This is a genomic window from Zavarzinia marina, from assembly GCF_021568905.1.
In the GTDB taxonomy this organism is placed as follows: domain Bacteria; phylum Pseudomonadota; class Alphaproteobacteria; order Zavarziniales; family Zavarziniaceae; genus Zavarzinia; species Zavarzinia marina.
On sequence record NZ_JAKGSB010000001.1, the window covers coordinates 1,104,889 to 1,122,757 of the forward strand.

General features: G+C 68.6%; 20 protein-coding genes. 5 read left to right on the plus strand and 15 right to left on the minus strand.

The window, feature by feature from the left end; translation table 11 throughout:
* Nucleotides 1-582, plus strand: coding sequence for a GNAT family N-acetyltransferase (locus L2U69_RS05330; RefSeq protein ID WP_236105510.1), 582 nt, complete (start codon nt 1-3; stop codon nt 580-582).
* Here L2U69_RS05330 and L2U69_RS05335 read toward each other — a convergent pair.
* The gene (locus L2U69_RS05335; protein WP_236105511.1) at nt 579-1,214 is read right to left on the minus strand and encodes a TetR/AcrR family transcriptional regulator; all 636 of its coding nucleotides are present in this window, start codon (nt 1,212-1,214) and stop codon (nt 579-581) included. The genes L2U69_RS05330 and L2U69_RS05335 overlap by 4 nt on opposite strands.
* 59 nt (nt 1,215-1,273) lie before the next feature.
* Here L2U69_RS05335 and L2U69_RS05340 point away from each other — a divergent pair, with 59 nt between their 5' ends.
* Nucleotides 1,274-2,614 (plus strand): oxygenase MpaB family protein, encoded by a 1,341-nt coding sequence (locus L2U69_RS05340; protein WP_236105512.1) that lies wholly within the window; start codon nt 1,274-1,276, stop codon nt 2,612-2,614.
* A gap of 99 nt (nt 2,615-2,713) precedes the next feature.
* Here the strand turns inward: L2U69_RS05340 and ubiM are convergent, their stop codons facing one another.
* From ubiM to phnG, 10 genes are all read right to left on the minus strand, one after another.
* Nucleotides 2,714-3,913 (minus strand): 5-demethoxyubiquinol-8 5-hydroxylase UbiM, encoded by a 1,200-nt coding sequence (gene ubiM / locus L2U69_RS05345; protein ID WP_236105513.1) that lies wholly within the window; start codon nt 3,911-3,913, stop codon nt 2,714-2,716.
* A gap of 35 nt (nt 3,914-3,948) precedes the next feature.
* Nucleotides 3,949-4,929, minus strand: coding sequence for an alpha/beta hydrolase (locus L2U69_RS05350; RefSeq protein WP_236105514.1), 981 nt, complete (start codon nt 4,927-4,929; stop codon nt 3,949-3,951).
* Between the two features lie 71 nt (nt 4,930-5,000).
* Entirely contained in the window at nt 5,001-5,693 is a 693-nt protein-coding gene (locus L2U69_RS05355) for a DUF1045 domain-containing protein (protein ID WP_236105515.1), read from the minus strand.
* A complete protein-coding gene (locus L2U69_RS05360) occupies nt 5,693-6,829 on the minus strand; it encodes an alpha-D-ribose 1-methylphosphonate 5-triphosphate diphosphatase (protein WP_236105516.1) in 1,137 nt (378 codons plus the stop codon). Before L2U69_RS05360 ends, L2U69_RS05355 begins: the two co-directional genes overlap by 1 nt.
* A 22-nt stretch (nt 6,830-6,851) precedes the next feature.
* Complete coding sequence (gene phnL / locus L2U69_RS05365) at nt 6,852-7,544, minus strand: phosphonate C-P lyase system protein PhnL (protein ID WP_236105517.1); 693 nt, start codon at nt 7,542-7,544, stop codon at nt 6,852-6,854.
* Nucleotides 7,545-7,546: 2 nt separating this feature from the next.
* A complete protein-coding gene (gene phnK / locus L2U69_RS05370) occupies nt 7,547-8,326 on the minus strand; it encodes a phosphonate C-P lyase system protein PhnK (RefSeq protein WP_236105518.1) in 780 nt (259 codons plus the stop codon).
* Nucleotides 8,316-9,167 carry an alpha-D-ribose 1-methylphosphonate 5-phosphate C-P-lyase PhnJ gene (locus L2U69_RS05375; protein ID WP_236105519.1) on the minus strand — a complete coding sequence of 284 codons (852 nt, stop codon included), beginning with the start codon at nt 9,165-9,167 and terminating at the stop codon, nt 8,316-8,318. The genes phnK and L2U69_RS05375 overlap by 11 nt, the downstream gene beginning before the upstream one ends.
* On the minus strand, nt 9,164-10,255 hold the full coding sequence (locus tag L2U69_RS05380) for a carbon-phosphorus lyase complex subunit PhnI (RefSeq protein ID WP_236105520.1): 1,092 nt from the start codon (nt 10,253-10,255) through the stop codon (nt 9,164-9,166). The genes L2U69_RS05375 and L2U69_RS05380 overlap by 4 nt, the downstream gene beginning before the upstream one ends.
* Nucleotides 10,256-10,263: 8 nt before the next feature.
* Nucleotides 10,264-10,857 (minus strand): phosphonate C-P lyase system protein PhnH, encoded by a 594-nt coding sequence (gene phnH, locus L2U69_RS05385; protein WP_236105521.1) that lies wholly within the window; start codon nt 10,855-10,857, stop codon nt 10,264-10,266.
* Nucleotides 10,858-10,864: 7 nt separating this feature from the next.
* Nucleotides 10,865-11,347: a phosphonate C-P lyase system protein PhnG gene (gene phnG, locus L2U69_RS05390; RefSeq protein ID WP_236105522.1), complete on the minus strand. Its 483-nt coding sequence runs from the start codon at nt 11,345-11,347 to the stop codon at nt 10,865-10,867.
* Nucleotides 11,348-11,427: 80 nt separating this feature from the next.
* Between phnG and phnF the strand changes: the two genes are divergently transcribed.
* The 3 genes from phnF to L2U69_RS05405 all read left to right on the plus strand — a co-directional run bounded on the left by phnF (nt 11,428) and on the right by L2U69_RS05405 (nt 13,986).
* Nucleotides 11,428-12,159, plus strand: a complete 732-nt coding sequence (gene phnF, locus L2U69_RS05395; protein WP_236105523.1) for a phosphonate metabolism transcriptional regulator PhnF — start codon at nt 11,428-11,430, stop codon at nt 12,157-12,159.
* 271 nt (nt 12,160-12,430) lie between these two features.
* On the plus strand, nt 12,431-13,594 hold the full coding sequence (locus L2U69_RS05400) for an alpha-D-ribose 1-methylphosphonate 5-triphosphate diphosphatase (protein WP_236105524.1): 1,164 nt from the start codon (nt 12,431-12,433) through the stop codon (nt 13,592-13,594).
* Between the two features lie 65 nt (nt 13,595-13,659).
* A complete protein-coding gene (locus L2U69_RS05405) occupies nt 13,660-13,986 on the plus strand; it encodes a hypothetical protein (RefSeq protein WP_236105525.1) in 327 nt (108 codons plus the stop codon).
* Here L2U69_RS05405 and L2U69_RS05410 read toward each other — a convergent pair.
* The 4 genes from L2U69_RS05410 to gcvH form a co-directional block, all read right to left on the minus strand.
* Nucleotides 13,968-14,477 carry a TonB family protein gene (locus L2U69_RS05410; RefSeq protein WP_236105526.1) on the minus strand — a complete coding sequence of 170 codons (510 nt, stop codon included), beginning with the start codon at nt 14,475-14,477 and terminating at the stop codon, nt 13,968-13,970. The two genes, L2U69_RS05405 and L2U69_RS05410, sit on opposite strands and share 19 nt — an antisense overlap.
* A gap of 84 nt (nt 14,478-14,561) precedes the next feature.
* Complete coding sequence (gene gcvPB, locus L2U69_RS05415; RefSeq protein ID WP_236105797.1) at nt 14,562-16,112, minus strand: aminomethyl-transferring glycine dehydrogenase subunit GcvPB; 1,551 nt, start codon at nt 16,110-16,112, stop codon at nt 14,562-14,564.
* Nucleotides 16,112-17,458, minus strand: coding sequence for an aminomethyl-transferring glycine dehydrogenase subunit GcvPA (gcvPA, locus tag L2U69_RS05420; RefSeq protein ID WP_236105527.1), 1,347 nt, complete (start codon nt 17,456-17,458; stop codon nt 16,112-16,114). The genes gcvPB and gcvPA overlap by 1 nt, the downstream gene beginning before the upstream one ends.
* A 12-nt stretch (nt 17,459-17,470) precedes the next feature.
* Nucleotides 17,471-17,845 carry a glycine cleavage system protein GcvH gene (gcvH, locus tag L2U69_RS05425; protein WP_236105528.1) on the minus strand — a complete coding sequence of 125 codons (375 nt, stop codon included), beginning with the start codon at nt 17,843-17,845 and terminating at the stop codon, nt 17,471-17,473.
* Nucleotides 17,846-17,869: the final 24 nt, after the last annotated feature.

Sequence of the window (17,869 nt, forward strand, 5' to 3'; positions counted from 1 at the left end):
TTGAACGAAGAGGCGCCGCCGCCGGACTGGACACCCGAGTCCGGTCCGGCGCGCGAGAGCCGCATCACCTATCTGGAGATGACGGCCCGCCCGGCCCCGCGCCGGGCCCCGCCACCGATGGAACCCCATGTGCTGATGCGGGTGGAGGAGCCGCCGCTCGCCTATTACCGCTGGCTCTATCACCACGTCGGGCGGGACTGGATGTGGATCGACCGCCGGCGCTGGGACGACGAGCGCCTGACGGCCCGTCTGGCCGATCCCGGCTACGGCCTCTATGTCCTGCACCTCAAGGGGGCGCCGGCCGGCTTCTTCGAACTGGTCTCCCATGACGGCGGCACGAGGATCGACCTCGGTCTGTTCGGCATCATGCCGGAATTCATCGGCCGCAAGCTCGGCCCCTTCATGCTGGATCAGGCGATCCAACTCGGCTGGGAACGCGGCCCTTCGCGCATGACCGTCGACACCTGCACCCTCGACCACCCCCGCGCCCTCGCCCTCTATCAGCGCTTCGGCTTCACCCCCTATGCGACGCGCGACCGCCTGGCCTGGCCGCTGGGGCCTGCTCTCCGGGTGCTGGACTAGGCGCGCGCGAACATCGCCTTCGCCAGCCATTCGGCCTGAACCAGAAGGCGGTCGACCGAATAGGTCTCGGGATCCGTGAGGCGGAGGCGGACGAGGTCTTCGGAGACGGCATGAAGCATGCGGATCGCCAGTTCGCGGTCCGGATTGGCGAGATGGCTGAGATCGGGATCGGCCGTCAGCATGGCCGCTTCCATATGGGCGCGGGTCAGGTGGCGTGCCTCTTCCAGCCGTTCATGGAGTTCCGGCGGGCCGCCCTGGCTCGGCATCAACAGCATGCGCCAGGTGGCCGGCGCGGCATCGACCGCTTCGAGGACGCCCGCGACGCCGGCGGCGAAGCGCGACTGGCCCCTGGCCGGCGGGCGCTGGGCGGCGCGCTCGAAGCCCGCGCCCGCGCGCTCGAACTCCCGGTCGACCATGGCCAGCAACAGGCCCGGCAGATTGCCGAACTGCTGATAGATCAGGGTGCGGGTGATGCCGCAGGCGCGCGCGATCCGCTCCAGCGTGACGGCGTGAAAACCCTCCGTCACCGCGACGTCGCGGGCCGCATCCATGATCTGGCCGCGCCGCTTTTCGAGGGACATGCGCCGGCGGGGCGGTGTCTTCGCGGTGCGTTTCAGGCTTGCCGTTTCCATCGTCGCAGCATAACTTACAAATCATAACTTAATAAATGTAAGTTCCCGGGAGGGCGGATATGGAAAGCCTCGCGTCGTTGCAGGCCCGGGTGGCGGCCCAGGCGGAACGTCTGCCGGCGATGTACGGCAAGGTGGATTTCTCGGTCACGCCGGAGCGTTTCGCGGGCGATCTCGACATTCCGAGCACGCTGCGCGGTGAACGCGCCGAGGCGAACCGCCGCCGCCTGCTGGCCGATCCCGAGACCGTCGCAAGGGCCCGGGCCTATACGATGCTGGGCGATGCTGTCGCCGACGCCTATGCCGCCCTGATGCCGCAATACGGATTCCGCCGCCTGATCGCCATGCTGACCGAGGCTTGCGACAAGGGTGTGGAACAGGTCGCCGACGCGCCGCCGGAACTGGTCGCCTTCATCCGCGCCATGGAGGCGACGCCCGACTGGATCGACATGAGCCTGATCGAGGACGGCGCCAGGGCCAGCCGCAATCCGTCCGCCAATCTGGCGCCCTTCGTGGTGCGCGGCGCCTTCGTCGCCACCTTCCTCAACAAATATTCGGCCCTGCCCATGGCCCTGACCGGCACGCTGTCGCACGAGACGGCGGTGCGCCGGATCAAGGAGACGGCGGCCTTCTTCACGACGACCTCCCTGCCCGGCGCCCTCGGCCGTTTCGGCTCCGGCTTCAAGGCGGCGGCCATGGTGCGGCTGATGCATTCCATGGTCCGCTTCAACGTGCTGCGCGGATCGAGCCGGTGGGATGTCCCGGTCTATGGCATCCCGGTGCCGCAGGTGGACCAGATGCCGGCGGGCACGATCGCCGTCTTCCTGCTGGCCTTCAAGATGATGCGCCAGGGCCGCAGCACCTTCACGCCCCAGGAACGGGCCTTCGTCGAGTTCAACCGCTATCGCTGCTGGCTCCTCGGCCTGCCGGAGGATCTGCTGCCGGCGACGCCCGAAGGCATCAACGACGCCATGACGGTCTACAGCGGCACCTTGCGCGACGGTTACGACGACGAGACCTGCGGCGCCCTGGTGCGCGCCACCATGGCGGCCTATTTCCCGTCCGACCGCTCCCTGAGGAACCGGGTCTACGACTGGCTGGAAAGAAGCTTCGCCCGCGTCTTCTTCAACCGATCGTTCCTGGCCGGCGACAAGACCGGCAAGGCCGCGCTGATGGGGGTGGCGCTCCGGCCCTATGACAGGCTGGTCTTCATCGTCATGGGCTTGCTGATCTATGGGCGGGAGCGGGCCTACAAGCTGGCCCTGCGCGTGCCGGGCCTCCGTGAGATCGCCGACCGCCGCCTGATCGCCAAGCTCGACAGACTGCTGATCGAATACGGCCACGCCGAATACACCACCGACGCCTCGAAATACCGCGAGGCCGCGCCCCAGGCGGCGGAGTAGCAGGCTTTCGTCGTCCCGGCGAAGGCCGGGACCTTCCACCGGAAAAAGCGCCCACTGGTCACGAGATCCCGGCCTTCGCCGGGATGACGCGTTTTTTGCTCAGGCGACCGATTGGGTGAGATGGGCGGCGATCGCCTTTTTCACCGGGGCGAGGCCGTTGGCGACGCGCAGCATGGTCTTGCGCAGGGCCACCGCCGGCAGGGTCTCGTCGGTGAAGATGCCGGCGATCATGTTGGTCGCCTCATAGAGGGGCGCGGTGGCCAGACGGTGCACCCGGTCGTATTCCGCCAGCATGTTGCCGTCGGCGATGTCGAGGCCGATGGCGGCCGATTTGCGGATGCGCATCGAGAGCCGTTCCGCCGACTGCAGGCCGAAATTGAAGCCATGGGCGGTCACCGGATGCATGCCGACCGCGGCATCGCCGACCAGCGCCGCGCCCGGCACCGCGAAACTTTTGGCGAAGACGCCGACCAGGGGATAGCTGTGGCGCGTCGAGACGAGGCGCATGGCGCCCAGGCGGCCGTCGAAGCGCCGCGTCATCTCGGCGTTGAATTCGTCTTCGTCCATGGCCGCGACCTTGGCCATGCGCTCCGGCGGCAGGGTCAGCACGGCGGAGGCCTGAAGCCCGTCTCCCTGCGCGCCGTTGAGCGGCAGCAGGGCGAGGGTCTGGCCATAGCCGAACCATTCCCAGGCGATATGCTCGTGCGGCTTTTCGTGGGCCATGCGGCAGACCAGCATGGTGCGGCCGAAATCGCGCCTGGTGGCGCCGATGCCCAGCATCTCGCGCGTCGCCGAAAAACGGCTGTCGGCGGCGACGACGAGACGGGCCTGAAGCGTCGTGCCGTCATCGAGGTCGAGACGGGTGCCGGCGGCGCCCAGACGCTCCAGCCCCACCACTTTCCGTCCATCGAGGATGGTGGCGCAGGCGCTGTCGCGCACCGCGTCGAAGGCGGCGCGGCGGATCAGATGATTGGGCACCAGGAAGCCGAGCTGATCCTGGCCGACGGTGCTGGCCTTGATGTTGAGGGCGAAGAGCGAGGGACCGTCCATGACGCGGGCATCGCGCAGGGGCGAAATCTCGGCCGCGTCGATCCGGGGCCAGAGGTCCAGATCCTCCATGATCCGGCGGGATTCATGGGTCAGCGCGATTTCCCGCCCGTCGAAGGCGGGATCGGCCAGGGCGGCAAGCGGCTGGGGCTCGATCAGGGTGACGGTGAGGCCGCTGCCCGCCATGGCCCGGGCAAAGCAGAGCCCGGCGGGGCCGGCGCCGACGACGGCGATATCGACATCCATGACCATCTGTCTGCTCCCTTATGCGCAGCCCGCCCGCGCCGTCAGCGGATCGCTTCGCGCAGGAAGGCGCCGATCCGCTCGATCGCGGCCCTGCCTTCGGGGATGTAGCGGGCAAAGGCATGCCAGACATGGGGCATCCGGTGCCAGATGTCCAGTTCGACCGGTACCCCGGCCGCCCGCAGGTTGGCCGCCATGCGCGTCGAATCCGACAATAGCACCTCGTCGGAACCGACATGGATCAGGCACGGCGGCAGGCCCGCGGCATCGCCGAAGATGGGCGAGGCTTCGGGATGCTTCGGATCCGCGCCCTGGAGATAGGTCCGCGCGCCATAGATCACGCCCGGCAGCGGAATCATGGGGTCGCTCGCGGCATGGAGGAAATGCGTATCCCCGGTCACCGTCAGGTCGAGATAGGGGGACATGCCGACCGCCGCGCCCGGCATAGGCAGGCCCAGGGCCTTCAGGCGCATCAGAAGGCCGAAGGTAAGCCCCCCGCCCGCCGAATCGCCCATGACCGCGATCCGCTCCGGCTTCACGCCGAGGTCGAGCAGATGCTGATAGGCGGTCAGGCAATCGTCGATCTGCGCCGGGAAGGCATGTTCCGGCGCCAGACGATAGTCGATCACCAGCATGCGCGCCCGCGCCGCCCGGGCGATGCGCCAGGTGAAGCCGATATGGGTCTTCGGCGAGCACATGACATAGCCGCCGCCATGGAGATAGAGGATGTGGCGGTCTTCCGTCGCATTCTCGGGGTTCAGCCAATGGCCCGGCACGCCGTTCGCGTCGACGTCGACCAGGGCGACGTCGGCGGGCGGCGGCGGCAGGCGCTTCGACAGGCGTTCGACCCTCGCGCGGACCACCTGCACCGGAATGTCGAAGCGCAGGCGGTTCTTGAACATGCGCCGCAGGGTGAAGCGAAGCATCGCCGCGCGCAGGCTGATCCGGCGCGGCGGTGCGCCGTCGACCGAGACCATGAGCGCGCCCCGGCTGCTCTCCGTCAGTTCGTTGCCCGTCGACGACATGTCCACCCTTCCCACGATCTTGCAGTCGAAGTGTTCATAGTGGCGCCGCGACCGGCCGCCTGCAAGGCTGGTCAGGCGCCGAGGGGATGGCGCGATGCGATGGTGAAATCGCCGCCGTTCACCTGTTCGAACAGGCAGATTTCGGTGACGGCGATGGGCCTGCGGCCGAGAGCGCCGAAATGGCCGAGCGCGGCGGCCTCGATCCGCTCCCGCTCCGGCGAGGTCAGGCGCGTCGAAAGCGTCATGTGGAAGCGCCAGTCGTCGAACAGATGGGGATAGCCGAAGCCGGTCAGATTCGCTTCCTGGGACGGGGTCAGGCCATGGGCCCGGCGCTTCGCCACTTCCGCCTCCCCCGCCGGGGCGCGGAAGGGCTCGAGCGCGCGGACGACGTGATCCGACAGGCGGCGCCAGGGCGCCATGTCGCCGTCCGGCACCAGGGCCAGGAACCCGCCGAGGCGCCCGACCTTCAGGGGCGGTGCCTCGAAGGCGGGGAAATCCCGTGCCGCCGCCGTCACGGCGGCACGGAAGTCGTCGGCGCCGCGCCCCGCCGCCAGGCGCAGCGGCGGCTTCAGGGTCGCGTGGAAACCGTAACGCCTCGGATCCGCCGTCAGGTCGGCGAAACGCGCCGGCGTGACCGGGGAGACCGTGGGCTGGGTCCGGGCCTCGCCCGTCGCCGGGTCGCGGCCCAGCCATTGCGCGCCCAGGCGGTGCAGCATCGATCCTTCGGGCGGCGCCCAATAGACCGCGAAGCGGCGATCGCTCATCACATCACCCGAAGGCCGTCGCGCCACACCGTCTCCACCACGGGCATGGCGTCGTGGCGTTTCACCCGAAGCAGGTCCGCCCGCTTGCCGGGCGCGATGCTGCCGATTTCGTCCATGCCGATCGCCTCCGCCGGGTGGGCGCTGACCGTCGCGATGGCGTCGGCAAGGCCGATCCCCATCTCGTCATGCAGGGCGAAGGCGCCGATCAGCATGGAGGCGGGCACATAGTCCGACGCCATGATGTCGAGCACGCCGGCCCGCGCCAGATCGGCGACCGAGACATTGCCGCTGTGGGATCCGCCACGAACCAGATTGGGCGCGCCCGCGATCACCATCATGCCCTGGCCATGGGCCGCCTTCGCGGCCTCCAGGCTGGTCGGGAATTCCGAGAGGGTGATGCCGTCCGCCAGCGCCTCCGCCACTTCTTCCGCCGTCCGGTCGTCGTGGCTGGCGACAGGGACGTTGCGCGCCCTGGACAGCGCGATGATCGCGGCCCGATGCTTGGGACCGACGGCATCGCGGAGGCTGCGGCGCTTCTCGACATAGGCGTCGAATTCGGCGTCGGTCATCTGGGGGTATTGCTGGCGGTATTTGGCGACATTGACGAATTGGCGCTGGCCCGGCGTGTGGTCCATGACCGAGGTCAGGCGCAGGTCCGGATCGTCCACCAGGGACGAGAACAGTTCGACCACCTGTTCGAAGCCGATCTCGCAGCGCAGATGCAGCGCATGGCGGGCCTTGAACATGCCGGCGTCGCGCCCGCCGCGCCAGGCCTCGATCGCCTGGGTGAAGGTCTTCACCCGTTCGCCGTCGGGCCAGACGTCGCCCACCGCCAGACTGTCGAGCACGGTGGTGATGCCGCCGGCCACCACCTGGCGATCATGGGCGATCACCGCCGCCCGTGCCGGCCAGGGCACGCGCACGCGCGGCATCATGTGCTTCTCGATGTTGTCGGTATGGAGATCGACGAGGCCGGGCAGCAACAAGTCGCCTTCGAGGTCATGGGCAGCGGCCAGCCCGCTGATGCCGGGCTGAACCGCCGCGATCCGCCCGTCCCGGACGACGACGGTGGCGCCGTCCAGCACGGCGTCACGCATCACCACCCGTGCATTGGTCAGAACGGTCTCTGCGGTCATCGAAACAAATCCCTCACGACAATCAGGCAGCCTGTTCGGCGGGGCGCATGGCGAACAGGCGGGTCGCGATGCGCGTGCGCATGGTCTGATCGTGGCAGATAGCGACCATGGCGGCGCCCCTGCCCCGCGCTTCCCCGATCAGATCGGCCACGACCTCGGCATTGGCGGCGTCGAGGGAGGCGGTCGGCTCGTCGAGGAGGAGCAGCGGCCAATCGACCAGGAAACCGCGCGCGATGTTCACGCGCTGCTGCTCCCCGCCCGAAAAGGTCGCCGGCGGCAGGGACCAGAGTTTCTCCGGCAGGTTCAGGCGGCGCAAGAGGGTGGCGGCGCGGTCCCGGGCTTCGCCGGTGGAAACGCCGCGTGCCCTGGCCGGTTCCGCCACGATGTCCAGGGCGGAGACGCGCGGCACCACGCGCAGGAACTGGCTGACGTAGCCGATGGTGTCGCGCCGCAGCGCCAGCACCTGGCGCGGTTCCGCCGTCGCGATATCGGTCCCGGCGATCCGGACATGGCCGGTCGAGACCCGATAGGTGCCGTAGATCACCTTCAGCAGGGTCGATTTGCCGACGCCGGACGGCCCGTCCAGCACCACGCATTCGCCGGGGGCGACATCGAGATCGACATGGTCGAGCACGTCGAGGCGAAGCCCGCCACGCAGATGCTGCACGAAATGCTTGGAGACGCCGCGCAGCGCCAAGGTCGTTTGAGGGTTCATCGTCATGCCGCCAGCACCGAGGAGACGAGAAGCTGGGTATAGGGTTCGCGCGGATCGTCCAGCACCTGATCGGTCAGCCCGCTTTCGATCACGCGGCCGCCCTGCATCACCATCAGGCGATGGGCGAGAAGCCGCGCGACGCCGAGGTCATGGGTGACGATCACCACGGTCAGGCCGAGATCGGCGACCAGCCCGCGCAGCAGGTCGAGGAGACGTGCCTGCACCGAAACGTCGAGGCCGCCCGTCGGCTCGTCCATCAGGACGAGACGGGGCCCGGAGACGAGATTGCGCGCGATCTGCAGGCGTTGCTGCATACCGCCCGAAAAGGTGGTGGGCCGATCGTCGACGCGGCCCGCCTCAATCTCCACCCGTTCCAGCCAGTCGAGGGCGGCGGCGCGGATCCGGCCGTAGTGGCGCGCGCCATCGGCCATCAGGCGCTCGCCGACATTGCCGCCCGCCGTGACCGCGAGACGCAGGCCATCCCTCGGGTTTTGATGCACGAAGGCGAGTTCGGTGCGGCCGAGGTGGCGGCGGCGGGCTTCGGAAAGGTCGTTCAGGTCGACCATGTCGCCGCCCGCCATGCGGTAATGGATGGTGCCGGCGTCCGGCGCCAATTGTCCGCCCAGCAGCTTGAGCAAGGTCGTCTTGCCCGAACCGGACTCGCCGACGATGCCGAGCACCTCGCCGGGCCAGAGACGGAAGGAAACATCCCGCACGCCACGCCCGTTGCCGTAGTCGAGGGCGAGGTCGCGGACCGAGAGCAATGCATCGTCACGCGTCATGGCCGGCCTCCGCCTGGCGCTCGGCGCAGTGATCGGTGTCGGAACAGACGAACATGCGCCCGCCCTTGTCGTCGGTCACGATCTCGTCGAGGAAGCTTTCGGTATCGCCGCAGAGCGCGCAGGGCGTGCCCGGATGATCGATGTCGAAGGGGTGATCCTCGAAATCCAGGCTGCGCACCGGGGTATGGGGCGGGATGGCGTAGATCCGCTTTTCCCGCCCCGCCCCGAACAATTGCAGGGCCGGACAGTCGGAGAGTTTCGGATTGTCGAACTTGGGGATCGGGCTCGGGCTCATCATGTAACGGTCCGCGACCTCGACCGGATAGTCGTAGGAGCGCTTGATCTTGCCGTGGATGGCGATGTCCTCGTAGAGCTCGACCTGCATCACGCCGTAGTCGCCGAGGGCGTGGAGCGCGCGGGTCTCGGCCTCGCGCGGCTCCAGCCAGCGCAAGGGTTCCGGGATCGGCACCTGATAGACCAGGATCTGGTCCCCGGTCAGGGGCGTTTCGGGCACGCGGTGACGGGTCTGGATCACGGTTGCCTCCGCCGTCCGCGTGGTGGTCGCCACGCCCGCCGTCCTCGCGAAGAAGCGGCGGATCGAGACCGCGTTGGTGGTGTCGTCCGCGCCCTGGTCGATGACCTTCAAGGTGTCGTCGGCCCCCAGCACCGAGGCCGTCACCTGAATGCCGCCGGTGCCCCAGCCGTAGGGCAAGGGCATCTCGCGCGAGGCAAAGGGCACCTGATAGCCGGGCACCGCCACCGCCTTCAGGATGGCGCGGCGGATCATGCGCTTGGTCTGTTCGTCGAGATAGGCGAAATTGTAACCCTCGGTGCCGCTCATTCCGCCGCCTCCCTGTTCTCGTCCCGCCGCGCCGCGCGCAATGCCCGGACCAGCTGGAGCTCGGCCTGGAAGTCGACGTAATGGGGCAGTTTCAGGTGCTGCACGAAGCCCGACGCCTCGACGTTGTCGGCGTGGGAAAGGACGAATTCCTCGTCCTGGGCCGGACCCTGGATCGCTTCCCCCAGTTCCTCGGCCCTGAGCGCCCGGTCGACCAGGGCCATGGCCATGGCCTTGCGTTCGCCCCGGCCGAAGACGAGGCCGTAGCCGCGGGTGAATTGGGCCGGACGTTCGGCATCGCCCTTGAACTGATTGACGCTCTGGCATTCGGTCACCACCAGATCGCCGATGTCGACCGCGAAGCCGAGTTCCGGCACATCGACCTCGACCGAGACCGCGCCCTGGCGGATCTCGCCGGCGAAGGGATGATTGCGACCGTAGCCGCGCTGGGTCGAATAGCCGAGCGAGAGCACGAAGCCTTCGTCACCGCGCGCGAGGCCCTGAAGGCGAAGCGGCCGGCCGGCGGGATAGGTCAGCGGTTCGCGCGTCAGATCGGGCACCGGGCCGCTCTCGTCGGCGGGCGGCGTCTCGCGTTCCATCAGGCCCTCGTCCGCCAGCAGGTCGAGGACGCGGGGCATGGCGGGGTCCAGGGGCTCGGCCGTCGGTGCCTCGGGCGCCTCGCCGTCCGCCGCCAGGGCGAAGTCGAGCAGGCGGTGGGTATAGTCGTAGGTCGGGCCCAGCACCTGCCCGCCCGGCAGATCCTTGAAGGTCGCCGAGATGCGGCGGTCGATGCGCATGGCGGCGGTATCGACCGGCATGCTGGCACCAAAGCGCGGCAGGGTGGTGCGATAGGCGCGCAACAGGAACACCGCCTCGATCACGTCGCCCTGGGCCTGTTTCAGCGCCAAAGCCGCGAGATCCCGGTCGTAGAGGGAGGCTTCTGCCATCACCCGGTCGACCGCCAGGCCCAATTGTTCGGCGATCTGGTCGGGCGTGACCTCGGGGATCGCGGGATCGCCGCGCCGCTCCTCCGCCAGCCAGTCGTGGGCGGCGTCGATCGCCGCTTCACCGCCTTTTACCGCGACATACATGGCCGCCCCTATCGGATCGCGACGGTGCGGGGCAGGCCCGCGACCCGGTCGCCACAGCAGAGCAGAAGATCGACCCCCAGCGGGAAATCCGGCCGCTGGTCGGCCCAGGCATGCTTGAAACCCGCCGGCAGGCCCGCGACACGGAGCACGGTCTCGCCCGCGATGCCGGGGCCGGAGAGGGTCAGCACCTCCCCCGTCTCGAGCGACGAGACCTCGACGATCACGGTCGCCGCCCGGTCGGGGAAATCGGCGGTGCCCGCCGCGAAGCGCGACAGGGGCAGCAATCCGGCCGCGGGCACGACGGCGAAAGCGGCGTCGCCCGTGGTCGCGGCCAGCGGCGCGCCGCAGGAACCGGCGACGAAGGCTTCCGCCGCCCTGCCCGCGCCCGCCAGATGGACCGGCGTATCGAGATCGGCCAGCACGGCGAGCACGGTCGCCGCCGCCGGCGAAAGCCCGGCCGGGGCCCGCGCCGGCCGCGCCAGCCGTTCCACCCGGCCCGGCCGCGACAGCACCGACAGAACCGCGCGGAAGCCCGCCTGGGCCTGATGGACCGGCTCCTCGAAACCGGCCGAAAGCCCGTCGATCAGCGCCGCGTCGGACATCGCCCCCTCAGACATCGCCTCTGACCATCGTGAAGAAGTCGACCCTTGTGGCCGCCGCCTTGGCGGCGCGTTCGGCCCGCGCCGCTTCGATCCGGGCCGCGAGCGGCGCGACCAGATCGCGTTCCAGACCGGGGCCGTGCGCCGGATCCTGCAGCAAGATGTCGAGGCGGGCGACCAGTTCCGCCTTGGCCCGGTCGCGCCCCGCGACCATGCCGACGCCGATGCGCCCGGCCTCGTCCGAAAGGGTGCAGCGGCTGACCGTCATTTCGCCGAGATTGAACCGCTCCCCCGTGCCGCCGGCGCGCCCGCGCACCATGACGAGGCCGGTTTCCGCCGGCTTCAGCACGCGGACGGCGGGGGCGCCGCCCGCGACGCCCGCCAGCGCATCCGCCAGCATCTGACGCGGGGCCCGCGCCAGCAGACCGAGACGAAGGCGCCGGGCCGAAGCCGGGCCGTCCGCCGCCGCTTCCGTTTTCTCGACCGTGTTCATGAGCCCTTCGCCATATTGTCTAGTCGTCTAGATGACTGTAGAATGCCTGCCGAAATCGGTCGGGACAAGGGGGATCTATCGTGCCATTGGTCGACGAAAGACGCGGACGCGGCCTCGCCATCTGGGCGCAGATCGCCGAAACCCTGCAGGACGAGATCAAGCGCGGCGTCGCCAAGCCGGGGGAACGTCTGCCGCCGGAGGCCGAACTGGCCGCGCGCTTCCGCGTCAACCGCCATACGCTGCGCCGGGCCGTCGCCGCCCTTCAGGAAGCGGGCGTGGTGCGCATCGAACAGGGCCGCGGCACCTTCGTCGCGGAGGATGTCATCGATTACGCGCTGGGCCAGCGGACCAGACTGTCCGAGAACATCCGCAAGCTCGACCGAACCCCCGGCTCCACCTTCCTGCGCGGGCTGGAACTGCCGGCGCCCGCCCGCATCGCCAAGGCGCTGGCCATCCGCGCCGGGCGGCCGCTGATCCTGCTGGAGACGCTGTCCTTCGCCGACGGCCGCCCGCTCAGCGTCAGCGCCCATTATTTCCCGAAGGCCCGCTTCGACGGTATCATCGAGGATTACCGCCGCCTCGGTTCGATCACCAAGGCCCTGGCGGAACGAGGCATAGACGACTATCTGCGCAAGGTGACCAGGATCACGGCGCAATTGCCGGATGCCGCCGATGCCCATCTGCTGCAACAGCCGCGCAATCAGCCGATTCTGGTGTCGGAGGCGGTGAACGTCGACCTTGCGGGCACGCCGATCGAATTCGGCTACAGCCGATTCTCGGGCCCTCGCGCCCAATTCACCCTGGAAAACTGACGCCGCCATGTCGCCGCACCCGCCCCGTCCTCGACATAGGTCTAGACGACTAGAATGATGATTTGATGACACATGGGTGAACCATCGGCTTCAAAACATGGATGTCATACGCCAAACATCCATATTCATCGAGATCTTTCAATGCGTTAACGGCATATCAAAGTTGACGCATGGGTGCGTACCGACACGCGAAAGTCACGCGATCTGTAACCACCCTGCAATCCAACGTCGCTAGGCTCGGGCGACGAACATCAACGGAGCGGACACGCCGATGCGCGTCGAAATCAGGGGGGGCCGCATTCTCTGGCCCGACGGAACGATCGAGGAAGGATCGCTCGCCATCGAGGGCGGGCGCATTGCCGGGCCCACGCGGGCGACCGGCTTTTCGGCGTTCCGCGTGATCGACGCCAGCGGCCTGCTGGTCCTGCCCGGCATCGTCGACCTGCACGGCGATGCCTTCGAGCGCCAGATCATGCCGCGTCCCGGCGTCGAAGTGTCGCTCGGCGTCGCATTGCAGGAGACCGACCTGCAGATCGTCGGCAACGGCATCACCACCGCCTTCCATGCCGTCACCTGGTCGTGGGAACCGGGCCTTCGCGGCCGCGACATGGCGCATCGCCTGAAGGAAACCCTGACCGACATGCGCGGCCGCCTGTCCGCCGACACCCATATCCACCTGCGCCACGAGACCTTCAATCTCGATGCGGAAACCGAGATCCTGCAATGGCTGCGTGAGGGCAGCGTCCGCCTGCTGGCCTTCAACGACCATACGCCGTCGCTTCACAAGCTGCTGGGCCAGCCCGCCAAGCTGCACAAATACGCGGAGCGGGCGAAAATGCCGGTCGACGACTTCGAGGACCTTCTGGCCCGCGTCTGGGCCCGGCGCAGCGAGGTGCCGGCATCCATCCGCCGCCTCGCCCGGGCCGCCGCGGAGGCGCGCGTCGCCGCCGCCTCCCACGACGACATGAACGGGGCACAGCGCCTGTCCTTCCACCAGATGGGCTGCGCCATCAGCGAGTTCCCGATGACCGAGGACGCGGCGGAACAGGCCCGCGACCTGGGCGATCCCATCGTCCTCGGCGCGCCCAACGTCATGCGCGGCGGCAGCCACAACGGCGCGATCGCCGCCGCCCCCATGGTGGCGCGCGGCATGTGTCAGGTCCTGGCGTCCGACTATTATTATCCGTCGCTGCTGCATGCCGCCTTCCGTCTGGCGCGGGACGGCGTCCTGCCCTTCGCCGAAGCCTGGGCACTGATCTCCGCCAACCCGGCCCAGGCCGCCGGCATGACCGACCGGGGCGCGATCCGCCCCGGCGCGAGGGCCGATTTCGTGCTGGTGGACGACGAACACCCCGCCCTGCCCCGCGTCGCCGCGACCGTGGTCGCCGGGCGCCCGGTGTTCCAGGCCAACCGTCACCTCGTTTCGGGTTTCTGAGGCGCCCTGGCGAGCTGTGGCCGGCATCACAGACGCGGGCGGTTCGCCCCCGTCATGATGGCGCCATGACCATCAGCTACTTCGGCCACAGCGCCCTGCCGCGCCGGCAAACCCAGGACCTGATCGACGCGCTGCGCCGTCGGAACGGCGATCTGTTCGTCACGCGCTTCCATCTGCACGACGCCACGCCCCTCGGCCCTTTCGGTGCCGAGATCGCCCGCGATTTCGGTATCGAGGCGCGCAGCCGTTTCATGATCGCGGTCACCGACAAGGAACGCCTGGACGGACTCGACGACGCACTCGACCGGATCTACCGCGCCTTCGGCGCCGGCCGGCTGATCATCAGCTGGGAACTGGATAGGGTCCGGCCGCCCTACCAGACGAACTCATAGCGCGCAGGCATCGTAATCCGCATGAGTTGGACGCCCAGCGCCTCCGGAATCGGGGGAAGCTCGGTGCCGCAATAGGCCTTGCCGGTATAATCGTCGAGCGACTGCGTGCCGCTGGAATGCATCATCTCGCACGACGTGATGTCGCCCGACTGCGCCACCATGATTTCGTACACCACGGTACCCGAGGCGCGCATGATCGCGCTGCGGGGCGGATACCTCGTGGCCTCGTCGAAACGGTCGATCACCGCCTCGGTCCATTCGTCGAAGATTTTTTCCGCCTCTTCGTCGGAGACCAAAATCTTCTCGGCTTCCACCGCTTCGAAATAGACCCTGCCGGCTTCGAAAAACGCCTTCTCCTCTTCAGCCATTGGCTGGAGGGAAGAGGCGGCGACGGCCTTGGTCGGATCCTGATGGTCGCCCTTGACGACCGGCGGCTTGCCCTGGCACGCGGCGACCAGAAGCAAGGGAAGAAGGGGCGCGACCGCCCGCATGCGATTCATCCACATGCGAGCATCATACACGCTTGGAACATCCTTAAATAGAACGGAAGCCGCCGGCGACAGCGGCATTTCGTCTTATTCGGCCGCTTTCGCCGGCGCCGGCGGCGTCCAGCGCAGGATGGGTTTGCGCGCCGCCGCCGTCTCGTCCAGGCGGCGGCGGGGAGCGTAATGAGGCGCGCCGGCGAAGCGTTCCGTCTCGCCCGCCTTCGCCGCCTCGGCCAGCGTGCGCATCACGGCGATGAAGGCATCCAGGCTCTCCCGGCTCTCGCTTTCCGTCGGCTCGATCAGCATGGCGCCATGGACGACCAGGGGGAAATACATGGTCATCGGGTGGTAACCCTCGTCGATCATCGCCTTGGCGAAATCGAGGGTGGTCACCCCCGTATCCTTCAGGAAGCGATCGTCGAACAGCGCCTCGTGCATGCAGGGGCCGTCGAAGCTCGGCGTCATCACGTCCGACAGGCGGGCCTGGATGTAATTGGCCGCCAGCACCGCGTCCGAGGCCGCCTGGGCGAGACCATCCCCGCCGTGGCTCATCATATAGGCGAGGGCGCGGACGAACATGCCCATCTGACCGTGGAAGGCGGCCATGCGCCCGAAACTCTGCCCCGCCGCGTCCTCGAGCAGGGCATAGCCGTCCGCCGTCCCGACCACCCAAGGCAAGGGCGCGAAGGGCGCCAGGGCTTCGGACAGGACCACCGGCCCCGCCCCCGGCCCACCGCCGCCATGGGGCGTGGAAAAAGTCTTGTGCAGGTTGATGTGCATGGCGTCGACGCCCAGATCGCCCGGCCGCACGCGCCCGACGATGGCGTTGAAATTGGCCCCGTCGCAATAGAAGAAGCCGCCGACGCCATGAACGGCCTCGGCAATCTCCATGATCTCGCGCTCGAACAGCCCGCAGGTATTGGGATTGGTCAGCATGATCGCGGCGACGTCGGGGCCGAGCTTCGCCTTGAGGGCGGCGAGATCGACGCGGCCGTCGGCCGTTCCCGGCACGGGATCGACCTTGAAGCCGCAATAGGCGGCGGTCGCCGGGTTGGTGCCATGGGCGCTTTCCGGCACCAGGATGCGGGTGCGGCTCTCGCCCTCGCCCCGCGCCACCAGGGCGGCGCGGATCGCCATGATGCCGCAAAGCTCGCCATGGGCGCCGGCCTTGGGGCTCATGGCGACCGCCGGCATGCCGGTCAGCACCATCAGCCAATGGGCGAGCGTGCCCATGAGTTCGACCGCGCCCCGGGTGGTCGAGGCCGGCGCCAGCGGATGCAGATCGGCGAGGCCCGGCAGGCGCGCCAGCTTCTCGTTCAGGCGCGGGTTGTGCTTCATGGTGCAGGAGCCGAGCGGATAGAGCCCCATGTCGATCGCATAATTCCGCCGCGACAGACGCACGTAGTGCCGGACCACCTGGGGTTCCGACAGGCCGGGCAGGGCGATGGCCGCCTTTCGCGCCAGGCCGCCCAGACGGTTTTCCACCGCCGGCACCTCGGGCAGATCGACGCCCGAGCGCCCGTCCTGCCCCAGTTCGAAGATCAGCGGTTCCTCGTGATCGAGGCCCCGGTGCCCCAGCACGGTCCGCACCGGCGCCGCTGCCGCATCGCCCGGCGCCGTGGCCCTTCCCTGACGGTTCATCATGCCAGCACCTCGGCGAGCGCGGCGGCGAAGGCTTCGATCTCCGCCGGCGTGTTGGTTTCCGTGACGGCGACCAGAAGATGGTTCGCCAGTTCCGCCCGTCCGGGCCAGAGGCGCGCCCCCGGCACCCCGGCCAGGATGCCCCGGGCCACCAGGGCCTCCACCACCGGGGCTGCATCCGTCGGCAGCTTCAGGGTGAATTCGTTGAAGAAGGCGCCGTTCAGCACCGTAACCCCGGGCACGGCGGCGAGCCTGTCGGCCGCCCGCACCGCGCGGGCGTGGTTGAGCGCGGCAAGCCTGGTCAGCCCCGCCTCCCCCAGGAGGGAGAGATGGATGGTGAAGGCGAGCGAACAGAGGCCCGAATTGGTGCAGATGTTCGATGTCGCCTTCTCGCGCCTGATGTGCTGCTCCCGGGTCGAGAGGGTGAGCACATAACCCCGCCGCCCCTCCGCATCCACGGTCTCGCCGCAGAGCCGGCCGGGCATCTGGCGGACGTATTTGGCGCGGGCGGCGAAGAGGCCGAGATAGGGCCCGCCCCAGTTGAGACCGACGCCCAGGCCCTGCCCCTCGCCGACCACGATGTCGGCGCCCATCTCGCCCGGCGGCACCAGCGCGCCCAGCGCCACCACCTCGGTCACGGCGACCACCAGCAGCGTACCCGCCGCCCGCGCACTCTCCGCCAGGGCGGAGAAATCGCGGACATGGCCGAAGACGTCCGGATATTGCACGACGACGCAGGCGGTGGCGCCGTCGACGGCGTGCACCAGATCCTCCCCACCTTCGGGGCTGGGTGCCGCCTGCACGATCTCGGTCTCATGCAGGGCGCCCAGGGTCTTCACCACCTCGGCGTAATGCGGGTGCAGATTGCCGGACAGCACCACGCGCTTTCGCCCGGTGATGCGGCGCGCCATCTCGACCGCCTCGGCGCAGGCGGTCGAGCCGTCGTACATGGAGGCATTGGCCACTTCCATGCCCGTCAGCAGCGCCACCTGGGTCTGGAACTCGAAGAGATACTGCAGCGTGCCCTGCGCGATTTCCGGCTGATAGGGCGTATAGGAGGTCAGGAATTCCGAACGCTGGATCAGATGGTCGACCGCCGCCGGAATGTGATGACGATAGGCGCCGGCCCCCAGGAAGGACGCCAGTTCGCCCGAATGCCGGTTCTTCGCCGCCATGGCGGCGATCGCCTTCTCGACCTCCCATTCGCCCTGATGGGCGGGCAGGTCGACGGGCCCGGAAAGCCGGGCCGCCGGGGGCACGTCACGAAACAGATCGTCGACGGTGGCGACGCCGATCGCCGCCAGCATCTCGGCCCGGTCGGCCCCGGTCAGGGGAAGGTAACGCATGGCAACTCCACCTCAGTCGAGCGACGCGACATAGTCCTTATAGGCGGCGGCATCCATCAGGCCGTCCAGTTCGGCGAGGTCGGACAGTTCGACCTCGAAGAACCAGCCGTCGCCTTCCGGCGAGGAATTGACCAGCGACGGCTCGGCCTCCAGATGCGCGTTCGAGGCCGTGACCTTGCCCGTCACGGGGGCGAAGACTTCCGAGGCCGCCTTGACGGATTCGACCACGGCCGCCTCGCCGCCCTTCTCCAGCAGAACCCCGGCCGCCGGCAGGTCGACGAAGACGACGTCGCCCAATTGGCCCTGCGCATAATCGGTGATGCCGACGCGGCCGGTGCTACCGGTGACGGCGATCCATTCGTGATCCTCGGTGTATTTGACGGTCATGACGGTCTCTCGGGGCTTGGCATC